Below are 17986 nucleotides of genomic sequence, written 5' to 3'. Positions count from 1 at the left end.
TGTCTCACCTCTACTGGAACTGTTTGACTGTGCGTTCGATCACAAGTCGGTACTCGCCAACATCACGCCATTGATTACGGATCAACGCTTCGACCGCATCCATACGGTCACGCGCAACCCGCGCATCTTCGCTGCCTGTAATGAAATACGAGATACGCAGCATCGATGGCGTGTCCGCGATTTGCTGGAGCAAACCGGTCACCCCTGTCGCCAAAGCCTCCCCGGGTGTGTCCGCGCCTGGCGCAAAAGCCGCATCCGTCAGATCGACATCAACGATCCGGCCGATTGATGCACCAAAGTTCATTTCTGTAAAGATACCAGCGGTCAGACGCATCGTGCGCGGGTTTTCGGTGGTCACGCGGTAGCCCGTAGGCAACGACCGCGTATCCAGCTTAAGCGAAAAGTTCGTGCCCAAATCACCAGGGAGTTCCGCACATGGAACGCTGAACCGGCCAAACTGATCGGTGGTGATGATCGTGCCTGTGGGCGTGGCTAGTCGCACATAAGGCAGACCCGGCTCGCTTTCATCACGTTCCACCAGATCATTGCTAAACTTACCGGTGATAAAGCTTTGATCGGTAATGCCGCGGGTGCTGACAACAGGGGCAGACCCAATTTGATCCTGATAACCATTCATATTGCGATCATCAAAAACCTTGCCAATCAAAGCCGTACAATCAAACACAGCCTCAGGTGCCAGAGTAACAACAGCGGTCGCAGCGCTTGTTATCGGTTCATCGGTATTCTCATCCAACAGATTGGCGGTGTTCACCAGCGATCCATAAGGAGCCGAAGCGCTTACGCGGGCATCCAGTGTAACTTCAATGGTCGAACCGATACCAGCGGCCAAGGTCAAACCGTCCCAGGTCAAGGTACCCGCACCCGTGACATCAGGCTCAACAGCCACGCCGTCAACCGTCGCCGTACCAGGCGTATAGGTCAGGCCGGTGGGCAAAGTGTCGATGATTGTCAACGGCGTGTAAGCCGTCGCGCCCAGATTGGTCGCCGTGATCGTGTAGGTCACCGTCTCGCCAATCACGACACTCGCAACCGAGGCAATCTTCTCCAAAGTTACATCAGGCGTATCGGTCGGCAGGATCGGCTGATCGATATCCGTCTGGATTGGATCGGTCGTGAAATCGACACCAAGCGGATAGCTATTGATTGTCACACTATCCGGGTCGACAAATTCGATTGTGTAATCACCCGCCTCCGGCACAAATCCCGCGATCTGATAGGTGCCGTCCGTACCCGTCACGGCGGTACCAACCAAAACACCCGAAGGATCGTAAAGGTTGACCGTATAACCGCCCAAGCCGACCTCGCCATCGGCAGGATCAAACGTATCGCTGGCATCATTGTCGAGGAACACAGTGCCAGAAACGGCTGCCGTGTTGTAGATCAACGTGATCGTGGCCTCGTTCGACGTATCACCGTCCTCGTCATCGACTGTGTAGGATGGCGGGGTTGGGTTCTGCTCAAAATCATCCTCAGGATCAAAACTCACCAGACCATCATCATCAACAGTCCAAACGCCCTCGCCCGGCACCGTCAATGTCTTACCATCGTCCGACAAAGTCGCATCCGCTGGCAAACCGGTCAGCGTGAACACAACGCTGGTTGGGTCCAGATCAGTGTCGCCAACTGTGTCATTGTCCAGGATATCAAGACCCGTCACCGTGTCGCCAATAGCAGCCCCATCATCAAACTCATCGTCTTCGGCAACGGGCGGTTGGCAATTGATAAAGGAAATCGTCCCAGCCTGATCATAATCGACCATCCAGCTATAGACGTAGTAGTTGCCATCAGCTGGAACAACAAAAGTAAGGTCGTAATCGTCAGAATTCGCACCGTATATCGAATTGTTCCCACCCGCAGGCAGCTGTGCCGGGGTGCCCACACTGTCCGACAACAAGTTGCCATTGCCATCAAAAACGGCATAGACTTTGTGCTCAAGCGAAGCAGGGTCGACCATCGTCACCGTTTCTTCTGTTCCGGCATCGCCGGTCAGATAGGTCACTGCCAAATGCGTCTCGATCGCTCGCGTGTTGTTTTCATTCGTATATTCTGGCAACTGCCCCACGATCGTTCCGGTGACAGCAGGTGTCTGTGCACGGATCGGAAGACCATTGGCATCATAAATCCAGCCCGCATTGGGGTAGGCGTTGACGCCGCGGTTCGGGTTGTCCTCGGGGTTGTTGACAGTCGTGACATAGCCCCAGCTTGCATAACCGGTCTCGCAGACAGCGGTCGGCAGCGTCGGCTGATAAGGCGCCAGCCCAGTGGCCGTCTCCGAAGCCGTCACAGCGGCCAGAACACCGGCTGCGGGAACGCCAGTCGCCGTAGCTGAATTGGTAACTGCCGTCGCCGGGCTTGCCGCGTTGATCATCGCAGCGTAATCGGCGTCAGACATTGCGTAGGTTGCCGTAAACAAGGCCTGTTCATTGGGGGCCAGGGTATCAACGCGGTCATCCCCATTCAGGTCAGTGTCCACGAACCCTGCTTGGGATACAATTGTGAAACCGGATAAGGTGCCCGTACCAGGAGCACCGTCAATTTCAACGCCAGCCTCAACAGGCTCGACATCCGTCATATTGACGTCTCCGGTGTTCACAACGGTAAAGGTGTAGGTAATCACCCCACCGTCGGACCATTGACCCGTCTGTTCACTCGTAAATGGCAGAACATTATCTGCAACGACATAACCCGCCGGGTCCAATGATCCGACCGGTCCTGCATCAACCTTTGCAATAGAAAGAGACGCATCCTGCGCATGGGCAACAGTTGCCCCAATCACAAATATGGTCGACGCTGCTATTCGCGACGCCGTAGTCATTATTCCACTCAAATTCATTTCCGATTCCCCAATTACCCACCAGCATCCCCACAATGCCGTATTTACGCGCGCAAAGTTCTAGAGAAAATCCCGCCTACGGCAACTCGGAAAGAACCTGGGGAAATCTCCCCATTGCCGCACCAAGACCGGATCAGTTTTGAAAACCGAAATCCATCCTATTGGCCTCGAAAAATCGTTAAGGGATCTACTGTTTTTTGAGTGTCCGGCAGCTCGAATCTCGACTACGATAACTTGTTCAGGATTGCCGAAGATCCACTCGAAAAAGACTTTTTATAATTTTATCAGTAACTTAATCCAGACTGCAGCACCATTCAACTTCGGTCAATCACCCGATTTCCTCGTTAAGCCAGCCCTGCTGCTACCAAATAAAGATTGGACTAGCCCCGCAACAAAAGCGCGACTCAGCGCCCGCAGTTTACCAAAACCCGGAAACAATCGCCTATCCAAAACCAAGATCGTCCAGCCTTCTCGCGATGGCGAAAAATCACCGACATATACTAAAGGACAGTAGCAATCAGAAGAAGTAGCGATTTCCCGCGCAATCGCCCACTGGTTTTGTGGCCCGCTGTACCAAATTGAGCGACCAAACACGTTTCAAACATAGAATCAGCTACTTGGCCTGCGGCGCGCTAGGCGCTTAAGAGGTCAGCTACTGATATCGACAACGCTCCGGGCGAAGGCGTTTGGATCATGGGGCCACGACCTTGACGGCCTGGATAGCATTTCCTGCGTAGACCGGACATTCAATTGTGTCTGCATCAACGATGCCCGTGATTTCTGAGATAAATTGCGCCTCCAGCAGTGCCGCAGCGCCTGGCATGACATTCTTGATATCGGTCGTGCCTGGACCCGCGACGTGCGTAATAGGCCCGCCAGAGGCTATGACTAAGCAAAGCGCCTTTTGGGCGCCGCTGCAACGGTTTCGGACGCAGTTTTGCCACTGCACTGAGTTGGCTTTTTCGGGCCGTCCAACGCAAAATCAAAATCAAACACCGCCCGCCAAAAGCAATTTGAAGTATAGCAAGGGTGTGGTGGCGGACAGACAGTCTTACGCACTAAACCCGTAAGTTAATGAATTAAATATATTATTTACAGAGAATACACCATCATACCACAAAATACACCACGCCGGGTTCAAATTCGACTATTGCATATTCTCAGTTGATTGCCGACCCGATCCCGACAACGTTGCCGCCCAATCTTACTAAGACTGGGCGGCATACCAAAAGATGACGTTCATATGTTCCGCAGCGAATGTCGGGCTCGAGCCCATTTTGTGAATTTGGTTTTCTCCCTGCATGCGCTCGCAGCGTGGAAAATGCTGTGTCAACGTAAAGTACGGACCTGCCGGGCGGCCGGAAAAGCGGCCATTCGTGCAGAGTGCAGCAGGGATCAATTTTACGCACTGCAGATGGGATGGATGGCTCCTGCGCCCGTCGGCGTTGCAATGCGCCATACTGCAGTTGTCAGAAACTGCTCAACGGAGGAGCCACCCCATGCAAGTTACAACAGTAGGCCTAACCTGCTGAGTGAAGCAGCCGGTACATCCCATTACTAACAGATGCTGCACAGAGCTTGAATGTCGGCTGGCCATCCCCAATTGTTGCGCACAAGAGGCGATACCAATTCTGAATCTACCGTGGATATCTCATGCGGACCGCAGTAGCGATCATCGATATAGTGTCACAGCGTTTGCGCGGGGCTTGTACAGGGCGGCATGGACAACGTTGTGGAAAGCAGAGGATAAGCTCACCCTGTCTCGACCTAGTTGGATGCGGGCCTCGTGGGGATCAGAAATGTCAGGCGGTCTGGGATCATGTCTGCGATAACAATTGTACCGTCCGGCTGCACAGCCAGCCCGTGTCCATAGGTCGAAAACGTCCGACAGCGCCCTACCAATTGTCCATCGGCATCATAGGCTGACAGCCTTGGGGTTTGATCGGTCACCAACAACATACCATCAGGCGTCAGCGCGAGAGCCATGGGTTTGTGGACCCCTTCAATTTGCGTCAACCAATTGCCCTCTGCATCGAACAGCTGAACGCGATTGTTTTCGCGATCTGCCACACACAGCCGATCCTGCCTATCAAACAAGACGCTATGGGGGGTCGAGAATGCCCCTGCGTTCGTGCCCGGCACACCGAAGGTTTTTAGATGCTGCAGCTTGGCGCTGAAAATGTGAACCGCGCTGTTGCCATAGCCATCGGCGACATAAAGTCGGCCATCCGGCCCCCGCGCACAGTCACACGGATGGTTAAACGGGCGACCCAATTGCGGGTGGTCGTCGCAGTGCATACGCGCGACCTCTTGCAGGGTTGTATCGACTATGATGACCTTATGCCGGTCCATATCGGTAACAGCCAATTGACCAGCACCGATGTTGCGCAACCCGTGGCCACAGGCAAAATCCGGCAACGCGACACTGTGATCCGAAAGCTTCCCGTCCAGCCCGAGCACGACCAGTTCCGGTGATTGCCGTCTCAGCACGATGACCTTGTCGCCCAGTACCGCAACATCGCTGATTCCAGCCAGAACGGTTTCAACAAAATGGGCCACGCGGTAACGCTGCTCGCCCAAGGCAACATAAGCCGTGGGCTGCGAGGGATTGGCGTCGAGCTGGGGCATCAGTAGGTCTGTTCTACCAGCCACGTCGCGATGCCGGGGAATGCGGTCAGTAGGATCACCGCCAGAACGAGAATCAAGAAATAAGGAACCACCATGCGGGTGATCTCGAAGATGGATTTTCCGGTCAGATTCTGGATGACAAACAGGTTGAACCCCAACGGCGGCGTGATCTGGGCCATTTCTACAACGATGATCAGATAGATGCCGAACCAGATCGGGTCGATCCCCACGGCAATCACAGCGGGCATAACGACTGAGGTCGTCAACACAACAATCGAAATCCCGTCAAGGAAACACCCAAGCAGGACGAAGAACACCGTCAGCACCGCGATCAACCCAGACGTCCCAAGCCCGCTGGCTGATATGATTTCGGCCAACTGTCCGGGCAAACCGGAAAAGCTCATCGCGGAGGTGAGAAATGCTGCGCCCAGCAGGATCAACCCGATCATGGCTGAAGTGCGCGTGGCCCCCATAAGGGATTCGATAAATGCCTTTAGCGAAAGAGATTTGCCAAAGGCGGCGATGATCAGCGCGCCCAAAACGCCGATGGCTGCAGCTTCGGTTGCAGTTGCGATGCCTGCGTAAATTGACCCGATCACGCCAACGATCAACCCGACTACGGGCAGCAACATGCGTAAGCGGAGCAGGCGTTCCGCCATTGGCACGCGTGGTTCCGGGGCTGGCACGCCGTCCGGATTTAGTTTTGACCAAATCGCAATATAGCTCGAAAACAGCGCCATCAACATCAAACCGGGAATGACGCCCGCAATGAACAAACGGTTGATTGAAACCTGTGCTGCGACGCCATAAACGATCATCACAATCGATGGCGGGATCAACAGGCCCAGCGTGCCCGATCCGGCCAACGACCCGATGGCAAGGCGGTCCGCATAGCCGCGTGATTTGAGTTCGGGAAGGGAAATGCGGCCCACGGTGGCCGTGGTTGCGGCGGATGAGCCGGACACTGCGGCGAAGATTCCGCAGCCAACAACATTCACATGGGCCAAACCACCCGGCAAGCGCCCCAGCAACGGCGCGAGGCCGGAAAACAAGTTTTCGGCCAAACGTGTCCGATACAGGATTTCACCCATCCAGATGAACAGCGGCAACGCGGTCAACGTCCAGCTTGCCGAATGCACCCACATGACCGTGCCAAGAATGGCGTCAACAGGTGTAGAGGTGAAAAGCGAAAAGATGACAAAGCCGGAAGCCATAAGCGCAACGCCGACCCACACACCCAAGCCCAAAAGCACAAGCAAAGTCGCGACAAGAACGCCCGATTGCAGAAGGATATCCATGATTATTCTCCCCTCAAAAGGGTGTCAGGTTTTTTGATTTCGACAGGCAATCCAAGGATCAAGCGCACAGTGCGTTCCGCAAACGCCACGGTAAAAAGGGCAGAACCCAGCACCATTGCTGATTGCGGTATCCAAAGCGGCAACGCGATCACACCTTGGCTCAGTTCATTGTAGATCCAGCTTTCTGATACATAACCAAAAATCGCCCAAGTGACCCACCCCATCATCACAATGGCAAAACCCGCCGCCAGAATATCGGCGACGTGGCCTATTTTAGGAGGCAAAAGCTGGCGCAAAGACGTCACACGAATATGGTCGCCGTGCACCAGCGTAGCGGGCAGCGCGAGGAAGATGGACGCGCTCAACGCCCAACCCGCAAAATCATCGGCGGACGGTATCTGGTGGCCAATCAGTCGAAGACCGATTTGCGACAAGATCAAAACGGCAATCCCCATCAAGGAAAGCGCGGCCAAGGCGCCACAAAAGTTGAATATATGGCGTGTGAGTAGCATGGCTGCAGGCTCCAAATGGGGGGCGGTGGCGGGCACCCTAGCAAATATAGAAAGAGGCCCGGGCGTTTGACCGCCCAGACCCCGATTAGGCTTAGTTCATTGCCTCGACGATTTTCTGCCCGTCTTCACCAGCTTGTTCCAGCCATTCAGCGCTCATCGTGCCGGCGATGGCTTCAAAGTCAGCGGCCAAACCTTCTGGTGCTGGCAAAACGGTCATGCCGTTGTCCGCCATGGTCTGCGTTGCTTCAACGGTGGCAACCTCAGCCATCTCAAAGCCACGGTCTTCGGCCAATGCAGCGGCTTCTTGCAGCGCCGCTTTGACGTCGTCAGACAGGGCGTCATAGGCGCTTTGGTTTACGATCACCATGTTTTTGGGCAGGAAGGCCTGCACATCATAGTAGTAGTCCACGAAATCCCACGCTTGGCTGTCCACACCTGTTGATGGCGACGTGATCATGCCATTGATGACACCGGTCGAAAACGCTTGGCTGATTTCTGATGTGGCGATTGTGGCAGGCACCGCGCCTAAAAGTTCGGCCAGACGTGCGGTAGACGGGTTGTAAGCGCGAAATTTAACCCCGTCGAAAGATGACGCATCGATCACCTCATTGTTCATGTAGACACCCTGCGGTGGCCAAGGCGCTGCATAGAGCAAAACAAGTCCGTCTTCGGCCAGCTTTTCCTCAAATATCGGGCGGGACGCCGCCCAAAGTGCGCGCGCCTCATCGAATGTTGTCGCCATAAGCGGAACTGCGTCGGCCGAATAAACAGGGTCTTCGTTGCCCAGAGCAGAGATCAGAACTTCGCCGATGGGGACGATGCCACGCTGCACGCCACGCTTAAGTTCAGTGCGTGCCAGCAGCACAGAATTGGACACAACGTCGATTTCCAGTTCGCCGTCTGACAGGCGGGCCACATCATCGGCAAAGGCGCGGATGTTTTGGGTCAGATAGTTGCCGTCAGGGGCGTCCGCCGACATCTGCCATGTTTCGGCATGGGCAAGGCCCGCTGTCAGGGCCGCGATGGCTGTTCCGATAAGAAAATGTTTCATTTTAGGTCTCTCCTTGTTGATTTTGATCGTTTTTTTTCGTTCGTTTGCTTGCCGTACGAGACGGTTGGTTCAATTCAATCTTCCAGCGGAGGCAGATCGTGTTCGTCCAACGACCACATCAGGCCGAATGTTTCGGATTCGCGCACAGCCCCACCGAGCTGTTCACGCAATTGGCGCAACGTGGCTTCGGCAATCGGTTCTGAAGATACGTCGACCGCGATGCACGGGGCCAGTACGCGGCCTTCGGGGTTTTCGGACGGCAGCGGTGTGGAAAGGACTTTGTCGGGAACCATGTAATGGACACGCAGAACCCCGTCCTTTGCCATCATGCCCGCTAAAACTGCGGTGATATCACCGGATGTCATGGCATCGGGGACCAGTTCAATCAGCACCAATGCGCCCCCCCAACCAAAACCACCTTCCTGCGCCACATGCATCACGCGACGGCGGGTGTTTGACATGCGGCCAAAATTGGAGACCGACCACTGGGTCTGCTTGGTAAAGGCCTTGCGATAGGCGTCAGTCGTGAAATCTGAAAGACCCGTTGCTCGATACAGGGCAAGATAACGACGCGCAGAACCGGAAATGGCACGATATCGACGCGCACCGGTAAATCCATCAATCCGGACGCGTTCTTCCATATGTTCGCGGTCATACCACAGGTTGAAATCTGCCTCATGGTCGGGATCAATATCGCTCCAGACGAAAAGCTGTGCCTGATCTGTCGTACGGATCTTGTTCATTCTGCATCCTGATCTGTGAACAAAACTCTCCCTCTACGCGGCGGGGCTGCCGGCCTGCGTCCTGATGGGTCAGTGATGTCGATTTCTGTTAAAACAGCTTCGCCACAAAGCAAATTTTCCACAAACGGAATAATTCAGGGGGGGGTGATCGGGTTTGTTAATGATGTCCGACGGGGCGCTGCGCCAGCCGTTGATGGCGCTCGGCGCAGTCCCGCGCCAGATCGGCAATTGCCGTATAAGTGGCCGCATCCGAACTGCGTCGCCAGATGCAATACAGGGGCAGCGGCGGCAATTGCGCATCCACGTTGATGGAGAACAATTCTGGTCCGGACAAGTCACTCGCCAGTGGTAATGTTGCTATGCCAAGGCCGCGCTGGGTCAACCGCGCGATTGCGGCCATAGACGTGATGCAATGCACGATGGACGGCCTAAGTCCGCGCTCGCTGAACAGAGCTAAAACATTGGTATGGGGGCGGGAATTTCGGGTAAACGTAATCAACGGACTGCCGACAACATCGGCAAGCGTCAAGGTTTCATCACACATGCCCTCTGGACCGAACCAGCCCATGGCTAGGGGCGGTAGATCGGCGCAAACGCAGGTTTCATCATGACGGTCATCGGTGGTCAGCAACATATCCAGCGCCCCTCGCTCGAATGCAGCGGCGATGTTGGGCGTGGGTTCCACCGTCAATTCCAGTCCCAGACGGGGATAATAGCGCGCCACCTCTTCGATAAGATCGCACAGCCACGTGTGAACGACGGAGGACACCAGCCCAAGGCGCACACGACCTACAGCTTCGGTGGGATCGGACAGCGTGTTGCGCAGGGTGCGTTCGGTTGCCAGCATCTCTTGCGCTTTGTCCAGAATCATCGCACCGGCAACAGTGATGCGTGTGGCGTGAAATTCACGATCAAACAGCCTGACCCGCAGTTCGGTTTCCAGCGCAGAAATCCGGCTGGACACTGTCGCCTGGCTTACATTCAGTTGGTCAGCCGCCGCGCGAAAACTACCCAAATTAGCAACCGCGACAAAGGTTTCTAAAAACCGCGTATTCATCCCAGTGTTACCAGCTCTAACGGTGCGCCCAGAAACGGTTTAGCGCCTGTCTGCGTAATTTCCATCATCTGGCCCAGTGCAGCGCCACCAATTCCGTCAACAAACACATTCGGATGCAATTCAAGCACCATGCCGGGTTCGAGGATCGGCCCTGCATCCTCGGGTGGGGCACCAGGATAGGCCCCGAACGTCTGTGCAAACGCAGCCGTCAATCCCGGCTCTTCGTACGTCAGGCCAAGACCGTGCCCCGCGCGAAAACTTCTGGTTGGGCGGCCTTTGGCGGCGCCCGTTAGGGAGGTAAGGCTGCTGGCCATGGCGTGCACAGCCTCTGACACCGAACGACCGGGACGCAAAGCGTCCATCCCCAAATTCAACGCCACGGCGACCTGTTCATGCAACTGAGCCACCGCATCGAAGGCAGGGCCGATGTGCCCCATCCGCAAGCCGTGCGCCCAGTGACCATCGACCGTTAAGGCGACACCAAACAACATCTGGTCGCCTGTTTCAGCAGCCTTTTCCGTTTCTTCGGGCCAGTATCGCGGGTGGTCTGCCTGCGGGCGCAAAGTAAGCCACGTGCGGCAATATTCGGCCCCGTGTTGACGTGCCAGGTTTTCAAGGATCCGCTGGCTTTCACGACCTCTACGGCCCGTTTTTATAACCTCAGGCAAGGCCGCAAACACCTCGTCACAAATCGATGCACCAAACCGGTGCAGATCCAACGCGGCGTTGTCTTTCACCTGCCGCAGATCATCGAGGCGGGTTGTAATATCAACACCATCATCCAAATGCCGGGCCAGATTGCGGTATATCCCCATTGGCATTTCATCCACGCCGATCAGCGCAGGTGTCTGACCGGATCGAAAATTGGCGATTGCCTGCGGCCAGAGCGGCGCGGGCAGGTATTCGGGCGATAACTCCGGCACCACGTCCATAGCTGACGGAACCATGAACGGGCTTGTCAGCAGAAGGCGGGATGTTTGCGATCCAAGCAGCAAAACTGCGCTGGATTCATGGCTGTCCCAGCCCGTTAGAAATCGCATACCCCCATGTGATCGCGTGCCTGCCCCGAGTGCACTGCCCATGCCAAAACAGACAATGGGCCGCCCGCCTGCCAGGTTAAGCAATGCCGCACGCCGCGCCGCGAACCGTGTCGGATCGATGCGGCGCAGGGTGAGGGGCAGGTCATCCATTGGTCAGATCGGACTCCATCGCCAGGGCCGCGCCGAGGAGGGTTTCATCCTGCCCGCCAGAACTGGTCAGCATAGCCCCAATCAAGCCATCGCCCTGACCATACGGCAAACTAATGCTGCACCCATCCATGACATTGGCGAGACTGGTGTTGCGCAAGGTCAGCAGATTCAAACGCGAAAACCCTTCATCTGTGTCAACATCATCAAAGTGCGGTGGCTGAATGACGACCGTTGGCAAAAGCACAAGCGCATCGCCGATTTCACTGCGGAATGCGGCAATCAATTCTGCACGCTTCGCCAGAGTTGCCGCAAAATCCGCCTCGGAGATTTCAAACCCTCGTTCCATGCGCACGCGTACGCGTCGATCCATTTTTGAACCATGTGTAGCAAGTCTGTCTTTAAAACGGCGTAGGCTTTCAAAGGCGCTGAATTGCCAGACAGGCAAGGTGCCGTAGGTGTCTAACACCGGCAGTGTCACCTCGCGGATTTTCCAGCCTGCGATGGTCAAGGCGTTCCGCAGTTTGGCAAAGCCGGCAGCCACGGCAGAGTCTCAGATCGGTCAGACCGAAATTCAAAGGCACGACCAATTCGGGGCGCTGTTGGGGCAAATCTGTAACGGGGCGCCCTGCCATAACGTGCCATGCGTTCGCGCAGGTCGTGACATCGCGCGCCATAGGGCCGACGCTGTCTAGGCTGTCCGACAACGGCATCGCACCCGCCATCGGCACGCTGGATTGGGTCGGTTTGAACCCCACAAGCCCGCAAAACGCGGCCGGAATGCGCAACGACCCGCCCGTGTCACTGCCAAGGGCAATATCTGCCAAACCCGTCGCAACCGAGACAGCCCCGCCTGACGTGGACCCCCCGGAAATATGGCCTGCAAACAATGGATTTTCCGGCGTGCCGTCATGGGGGTTAAGGCCCAAGCCCGAATAGGCCAGTTCGGTCATGGTTGTGCGCCCGATCACGCGTGCCCCTGCGCTACGCAACCGTTCTACGGCAGTCGCGTCTCGGCGGGCAGGTTTGGTATCTTCCAGAACTGGGCTGCCTGCGCGCGTGATCTGACCTTTGATGTCGAACAGGTCTTTGACGGATAGCACCTTGTCTTTCAGGGGGCCGTCGCGTCCGGCGGACTGGGCAAATTCGTCGGGCATCAGTGTCGTGAAAACGTGCTTGCTGGCTTGTGCGCGGGCGATGCGTTCGGCGTCTGTGGTGTTGGCGTGGTCTGTGTGTGTCATGCGATTACTGGTAGGTTTTTTATTGTGTATTCCAATGTAATTTCGCGCTTTAGTACGGGGTCTGTCAGGCGCATCCGGTAGGCTTCGCCTTCACGCACGCCGCCAATCGCGCCCAAAGTTCCGCACAACATTGCACCGCCTTCGGGCAATTCGCAGGCTGCAACAAGGTCCGCAAGGGGGCGGATGCTGGCCATTGTACCCGTCTGGTATGCAACCCATGCGCCGCTTTCGCGAATATCGCAGTGCAATTCCAAGTCATCAAGATGGTCTTTAACCTCGTCCATAGGCCAAAGCACCGACGCCACCGGTTTGGCGCAGGCCTGTTTTGATGCGGCGACGGAATGCGCCTCAAGTGGGCGATCTGTGTGATCCGACCCCAGACCCAGCCACACCGCACCGTTCGCATGTATGACCAAAGGTTCGACCTCGCCCGATGTGCCTGCGCCCAAAACTTCGATGCAGTCGCTTTGCAAAAGCAGGGTCGCGGATGTGCGGTAGAACAGCGGCACCTGTGACGGCGGAGCCACGCCAATTGACGCAAGTTCATCAATATGGTGTTGAACCTTGTCGTGGTCGCGTCCGGTCCAGCCCGCAACGACAAAGTGATTGATGTCAAACGTGACGGGGCCGGTGGGTGTTTCAAACTGCATAAATGTCCTGTGGAATTAATGGGTGTCAGGTAGCCAAAGGGCCAGCCCGGGAACAAGGATAAGGAGCCCGACCATGCCCAGCATGACGAGAACAAACGGAACAGCGCCCGCAACGACATCGCCCATTTTCCCGCGTTTGCGTACGGATTGAACGACGTAAAGGTTGAGGCCAACGGGCGGTGTGATCAGCGCCATTTCGATCAGTACAATCATCAGGATGCCAAACCAGATTTTTTCAAAGCCAAAGCTCTCGATGATCGGGACAACGATCGGAATGGTCGCAACCATCAGCGACAAGGTTTCGATGAAAAAGCCCAAGACGATGTAGATCAGCACGATCACCATCAAGGTGCTATATGCGCCCAGACCCAGCCCCTCGAGGAGTTGCTGCAACTGACGGCTGATGCCCAACGCGGTCAGCGCAAAGTTCAATACATAAGCCCCGATTACGACGAGCATAATCATGGACGTGGTTTTGACCGTTCCGCGCAGCGCCTCGTCTAGCATTTGCAACGTCACGGCGCGGTTCAGCGCGGCAATAACCAGCGCAAACACTACGCCAAGGGCCGCGGATTCAGTCGGCGTGGCGATGCCTGCATAAATCGTGACAACGATGGTTGCGAACAGGCCCATTACAGGCAACAGGTCGGGCAACCCGCGCATCCGTTCGCCCCACGTATATTCAGGGCGCTTCCCGCCAAGGGACGGTTTCCATACGCACAGGGCAATGACAATAGCCATGAACATGAAGGCCAACAGAATACCCGGAAGGAGGCCCGCCAAAAACAGGCGCGGGATCGAAGTTTCTGTGAGGAACCCGTAAACAATCAGGTTGATGGACGGCGGGATCATGATCCCCAACGTACCGCCTGCGGCGATTGCGCCGGTAAACAAACGCGGATCATAGCCAAGCCTGTCGCCCTGCGGCGTGGCCACAGTCGCAACGGTTGCCGCAGTCGCGACCGAGCTGCCAGAGGTTGCGGAAAACAACGTCGACGTGGCGATATTGGCGTGGATCAGCCCGCCGGGCAGCCACGACAACCAACTGTTCAACGCATTATACGTCCGGCTGGCTACGCCGCTACGCACAAGGATTTCGCCAAGCAACACAAAGAACGGAATAGCGATCAACGTGCCCGAATTGGACGACGACCAGACGATTTGGCCCAACCCGCGCATTAATGGAAACGGTGAGAAAAATGTATCAAGCGCGATGGAGAGCAGGATCAAAATGATGCCCACAGGAATTGACACCAAAAGCAGCGTGAACAGGCCCGTTGTTGTAAATAGGATCATAATTCACCCTTAAAGCCGGCGGCGTCTTCAACGGCGGTCCAGTCTCGTTCGAACATAAATGCCATGACGGAGATCAAAAGAAGCAAGGCAGAAACCGCGAACCACAGCCACCCTGCAAACCACAGGGTTTGCGGCCATGCCAATGGCGTGGCCAACGCGGTATTTGCGCGGGAATCGTTGGCGAGGGTGGAGGCTAATACCCCCCACCCACGCCACCCGATAACCACGGCTGTGATTGCCAAAGCACCAAGCGAGATTAAGTCCATCCAAGCACGTCCCGCAGGGACCAGTTTGTTGCGGATCAGTTCGATGCGCACATGTGCCCGCTCGGTCAGGGCGTAACTGGCACCCCAAGCGGTCGCGATGGCCATTGCGTAGCCGGACAGTTCATCCGTGCCACCCAATGGATGCCCGAAGGCGCGCATCGCCACATCTGCGAGGATAACAATCACCGCAACCAACAACAGTGTACCTGCGGCAAGGGCCATGTAGCCATTGATACGCACCAGAATTTGGACAAAACTTTGCATGTTGTCCGCCTTAGTTCGCGACGAACGTAACGCCAGTGGCAGCACCGACGGTATCATTCCAACGCTGCCCCCAATCGCCGCCAGCGCGTTCGGACCATTCTGGCAGGATCGTTGTTATCAGCAGGTCTTTAACGAGTTCTTCGTCGGCCAGCGTGGCCTCTACCAATGTCATGTCGCGCGTTTCACCCAAGGGGCATTCGTCGCCGCCCGTCAAGCAAGCGATTTCAGCGGACATGTTTGCCTGTGCTTCAGCCCATGCCGGTGCTTCGATTTGTTCAACGAAGGATGTTGTCAACGTGTCCTGCGTCTCTATGTCCATAGCGTTCCAGCGGTCCAGTCGGATCGCTGCAACAACCGGATCCCATCCGCCAAGCGCGAGCGGGAGCAGGTGTGTGGAGACTTCCCACCAGCCAGAATTGTAACCGGAACCCGCACCCGTAACGGCACAATCAATGACACCGCGCTGCAGCGCACCGGGGACTTCACCGAATGCCATTGTCACAGCTTCCGCACCCAAACCCTCAAGGACATTTGCCGTCATTCGGCCGGACGCGCGGATTTTTAGACCAGTTAGGTCAGCAAGGCCGGTGATTGGTGCGTTGCAGAAAACGATTTGTGCGGGGTATGGCGCTGTGCCGATGACGTGCGCGTCAAAAACAGTTTCAAAAATATCATTCATCATCGGGCGGGCTGCATCAAGGGCGACTTTAGCCTCGTTAGCGTCGCTGGCCACCAGCGGCACATCCAAGCCTTCAAGTGCAGCACTGTCGGAAACAGCGTAATCTGCCGCTGTCATGCCGACATCGAACACGCCTTGCGACATCATGCGAAACACGTCGCCACCGGAAATGCCCATCTGGTCATGCGTGGTCAGGGCAACCTCAAGATCGCCGCCAACGGCGTCTGGCAAACCGGTCGTCCAAAACGGCGCTTCGTAGTTTTTGTGCAGCGGCAAACCGCTCCAGCTGCCGACAACGGACAGCGTATCTTGGGCGTGAGCGGCGGTGCCCAGTAAAAGCGCTATGAGCGTAAATGTAATTTTATTCATGGTGTGACCTCTGTTGGAAATGGACGCAAGTTCAGCATCCTTGCGATAAGACTTTGTGCCGGGGATGATTTTGTCAAATTCTGTTATTTGATATAAAGTGATAACATCAGGCTATCACAAGGTGCGAAACATCCATGAATTTTGACCAAGTTAAAACGTTTCTGGCAGTCGCGCGGTTGGGGGCAGTCCGACGGGCGGCAGCGGCGTTGAACCTGTCGCAACCGGCTGTTTCAAATCGCATTCTGGCGCTAGAAAAGGATTTGAGTATCACATTGTTTGATCGCAGTGGCGGCGGCATGCAACTGAGCCGCGCAGGCATTCTGCTGGTCCCCCATGCAGAAGTGTTAGAGCAGACGATGAACCGAATCCGGTCTGAGCTCGTCTCTTCAGAATTGTTCGAATCTGTTTTGCGCCTCGGCGTGATCGAGACCGCCGCGGAAAGTTGGCTCGCTGAATTTCTCACCCGTTTTCACCGCTTGTACCCGCGCGTGCTGGTCGAAGTGTCTGTAGATATCTCCGTGAACCTGCGCGAACAAATTTTGGAACGCTCGCTTGATCTTGCGGTGTTGATGGGGCCGATTTCGGATTACACGATCACCAACATGGCCCTTCCGTCAGTCGAAATGGGCTGGTTTAAACAGGCCGGCACGGACGATCCTGATCTTTCTAAAACGCCGGTCATTACTTTTCACCGTAAGTCGCGACCGTTCCAAGAAATCCACGCCTATTTGACGCGGCTGCACGGGTCCGGTGTACGCGTTTTTCCGACAAGTGCGCTGTCAACAGGGTTCGAATTGGTGGGAGCTGGCATTGGCGCAGGGGCCTTTCCCAAGATGACGTCGCACCGCAGCATGAAAAGCGGACGGGTCACGTTGTTTGACCCGGGCTGGACGCCCAATTCGCTCTCGCTATCTGCGTCGTTTTTGCGCGAATATGAGGGCACATTCATCGAGAAAGCCGTGCAATGCCTGAACCAAGTCACGCGCGAATCTGCTCCACCTCCATCGGTTTGATATTTATCAGTATGACTTTCCGAGATGACGCGTCGGGTTGGTTCCCAAAAGAGGAATATTTGTCGAAAGTGATTTTGGTTAAACACACACAGGAATTGCCAATTTCTCTAGTCCCACAGTGAGCGTTTTTCTAAATTTAAGAACTGGCAACTCAACAGATGCAGACAACTCGCGGCAAAGTTCCGGCAGGTTCTCCGGGATATCTACTAGCGCAGGCGTTTCTGCGCTCCGTTGTACCGTCATCTGAGCTAGTTCTACGTCCACATCATTCAGGAACTTGATCACTGCGGACGAATAGCTGATGATGTAGAACGCACAATACAACTAATCCTGTGGCTAAAGCAGGCATTGAATAAAAATCCGGTGAAAGTCGGTTTTGTCCCGCGACGCTATTGTTAGAACCACGCGCGGCGAAAGGGTAGTTTGGGAATACCTAATTTTTGACCCTCTCAATGGCCGCTCTGGTGAAATCTGCTGCGCTGCAAAATGCGGCCGCTTCGCTCACGAATAAATACTGCGTCAGCAAATGCCCAAACATCAATGTCGGCAAAGTCTCGCCTTGTAGTCATTGATGCACCGTGCAGCGAAGTTCCGGTCGAGAATGCGCGTAAGCCCTCTCCACATCAGATCCGACTTTGTGGGCAAGGCTCATCTCAGCCACTTCGCGAGAAATACCAGGTTGTTCAGCGGCCCAGTCTCTAAAGGTCGAACGGAAACCATGTACGGTGATACCTTCAGCTTTCATGCGCCGTAAAAGCATGAGCATTGCCATGTTGCTCATTGGCTTATGGCGTTTCTGACCTTCGAAAATGACTTCTGAGTAAAGGGCTTTTAACGGCTCTAGGATATCCAGCATCGCAGTTGTCAGCGGAACGCGG

17 protein-coding genes are annotated in these 17986 nt (G+C 55.5%); 1 reads left to right on the top strand and 16 read right to left on the bottom strand.

The genetic code is table 11. The features are described 5' to 3' along the window. Positions 1-10: 10 nt before the first annotated feature. The 15 genes from AABB29_RS15025 to AABB29_RS14955 all read right to left on the bottom strand — a co-directional run bounded on the left by AABB29_RS15025 (position 11) and on the right by AABB29_RS14955 (position 16095). Entirely contained in the window at positions 11-2836 is a 2826-nt protein-coding gene (locus AABB29_RS15025; protein ID WP_341366143.1) for an isopeptide-forming domain-containing fimbrial protein, read from the bottom strand. Positions 2837-3545: 709 nt separating this feature from the next. Next, entirely contained in the window at positions 3546-3803 is a 258-nt protein-coding gene (locus tag AABB29_RS15020) for a hypothetical protein (RefSeq protein ID WP_341366144.1), read from the bottom strand. Between the two features lie 818 nt (positions 3804-4621). Next, a complete protein-coding gene (locus tag AABB29_RS15015; protein ID WP_341366145.1) occupies positions 4622-5482 on the bottom strand; it encodes a hypothetical protein in 861 nt (286 codons plus the stop codon). Then, positions 5482-6780, bottom strand: a complete 1299-nt coding sequence (locus AABB29_RS15010; RefSeq protein WP_341366146.1) for a TRAP transporter large permease subunit — start codon at positions 6778-6780, stop codon at positions 5482-5484. Before AABB29_RS15010 ends, AABB29_RS15015 begins: the two co-directional genes overlap by 1 nt. 2 nt (positions 6781-6782) lie before the next feature. After that, the gene (locus tag AABB29_RS15005) at positions 6783-7235 is read right to left on the bottom strand and encodes a TRAP transporter small permease (protein WP_373636919.1); all 453 of its coding nucleotides are present in this window, start codon (positions 7233-7235) and stop codon (positions 6783-6785) included. 148 nt (positions 7236-7383) lie between these two features. Continuing rightward, entirely contained in the window at positions 7384-8343 is a 960-nt protein-coding gene (locus AABB29_RS15000; protein ID WP_341366148.1) for a TRAP transporter substrate-binding protein, read from the bottom strand. Between the two features lie 74 nt (positions 8344-8417). Further along, complete coding sequence (locus tag AABB29_RS14995; RefSeq protein ID WP_341366149.1) at positions 8418-9086, bottom strand: hypothetical protein; 669 nt, start codon at positions 9084-9086, stop codon at positions 8418-8420. A 157-nt stretch (positions 9087-9243) separates the two neighbouring features. Beyond that, positions 9244-10143, bottom strand: a complete 900-nt coding sequence (locus AABB29_RS14990) for a LysR family transcriptional regulator (RefSeq protein ID WP_341366150.1) — start codon at positions 10141-10143, stop codon at positions 9244-9246. Beyond that, complete coding sequence (locus AABB29_RS14985; protein WP_341366151.1) at positions 10140-11333, bottom strand: M24 family metallopeptidase; 1194 nt, start codon at positions 11331-11333, stop codon at positions 10140-10142. Before AABB29_RS14985 ends, AABB29_RS14990 begins: the two co-directional genes overlap by 4 nt. Continuing rightward, entirely contained in the window at positions 11326-11841 is a 516-nt protein-coding gene (locus AABB29_RS14980) for a hypothetical protein (protein WP_373636606.1), read from the bottom strand. Before AABB29_RS14980 ends, AABB29_RS14985 begins: the two co-directional genes overlap by 8 nt. Further along, on the bottom strand, positions 11750-12571 hold the full coding sequence (locus tag AABB29_RS14975; protein ID WP_373636605.1) for an amidase family protein: 822 nt from the start codon (positions 12569-12571) through the stop codon (positions 11750-11752). Before AABB29_RS14975 ends, AABB29_RS14980 begins: the two co-directional genes overlap by 92 nt. After that, positions 12568-13221 carry a DUF2848 domain-containing protein gene (locus AABB29_RS14970; protein ID WP_341366153.1) on the bottom strand — a complete coding sequence of 218 codons (654 nt, stop codon included), beginning with the start codon at positions 13219-13221 and terminating at the stop codon, positions 12568-12570. Before AABB29_RS14970 ends, AABB29_RS14975 begins: the two co-directional genes overlap by 4 nt. A 15-nt stretch (positions 13222-13236) precedes the next feature. Beyond that, positions 13237-14517 carry a TRAP transporter large permease gene (locus tag AABB29_RS14965; RefSeq protein WP_341366154.1) on the bottom strand — a complete coding sequence of 427 codons (1281 nt, stop codon included), beginning with the start codon at positions 14515-14517 and terminating at the stop codon, positions 13237-13239. Then, positions 14514-15047 (bottom strand): TRAP transporter small permease, encoded by a 534-nt coding sequence (locus AABB29_RS14960; RefSeq protein ID WP_341366155.1) that lies wholly within the window; start codon positions 15045-15047, stop codon positions 14514-14516. Before AABB29_RS14960 ends, AABB29_RS14965 begins: the two co-directional genes overlap by 4 nt. Positions 15048-15057: 10 nt before the next feature. Then, positions 15058-16095: a TRAP transporter substrate-binding protein gene (locus tag AABB29_RS14955; protein WP_341366156.1), complete on the bottom strand. Its 1038-nt coding sequence runs from the start codon at positions 16093-16095 to the stop codon at positions 15058-15060. Between the two features lie 134 nt (positions 16096-16229). Here AABB29_RS14955 and AABB29_RS14950 point away from each other — a divergent pair, with 134 nt between their 5' ends. Further along, positions 16230-17108: a LysR family transcriptional regulator gene (locus AABB29_RS14950; protein ID WP_341366157.1), complete on the top strand. Its 879-nt coding sequence runs from the start codon at positions 16230-16232 to the stop codon at positions 17106-17108. A 565-nt stretch (positions 17109-17673) separates the two neighbouring features. On the opposite strand, the gene AABB29_RS14945 is transcribed toward AABB29_RS14950, so the two are convergent. Then, entirely contained in the window at positions 17674-17964 is a 291-nt protein-coding gene (locus tag AABB29_RS14945; protein ID WP_341366158.1) for a hypothetical protein, read from the bottom strand. Between the last annotated feature and the right edge of the window lie 22 nt (positions 17965-17986).

It is taken from the genome of Yoonia sp. BS5-3, assembly GCF_038069655.2.
GTDB classification, from domain to species: domain Bacteria; phylum Pseudomonadota; class Alphaproteobacteria; order Rhodobacterales; family Rhodobacteraceae; genus Yoonia; species Yoonia phaeophyticola.
The sequence above is the reverse complement of the archived record's forward strand: the minus strand, read 5'-3'. Positions and strand labels throughout refer to the sequence as shown.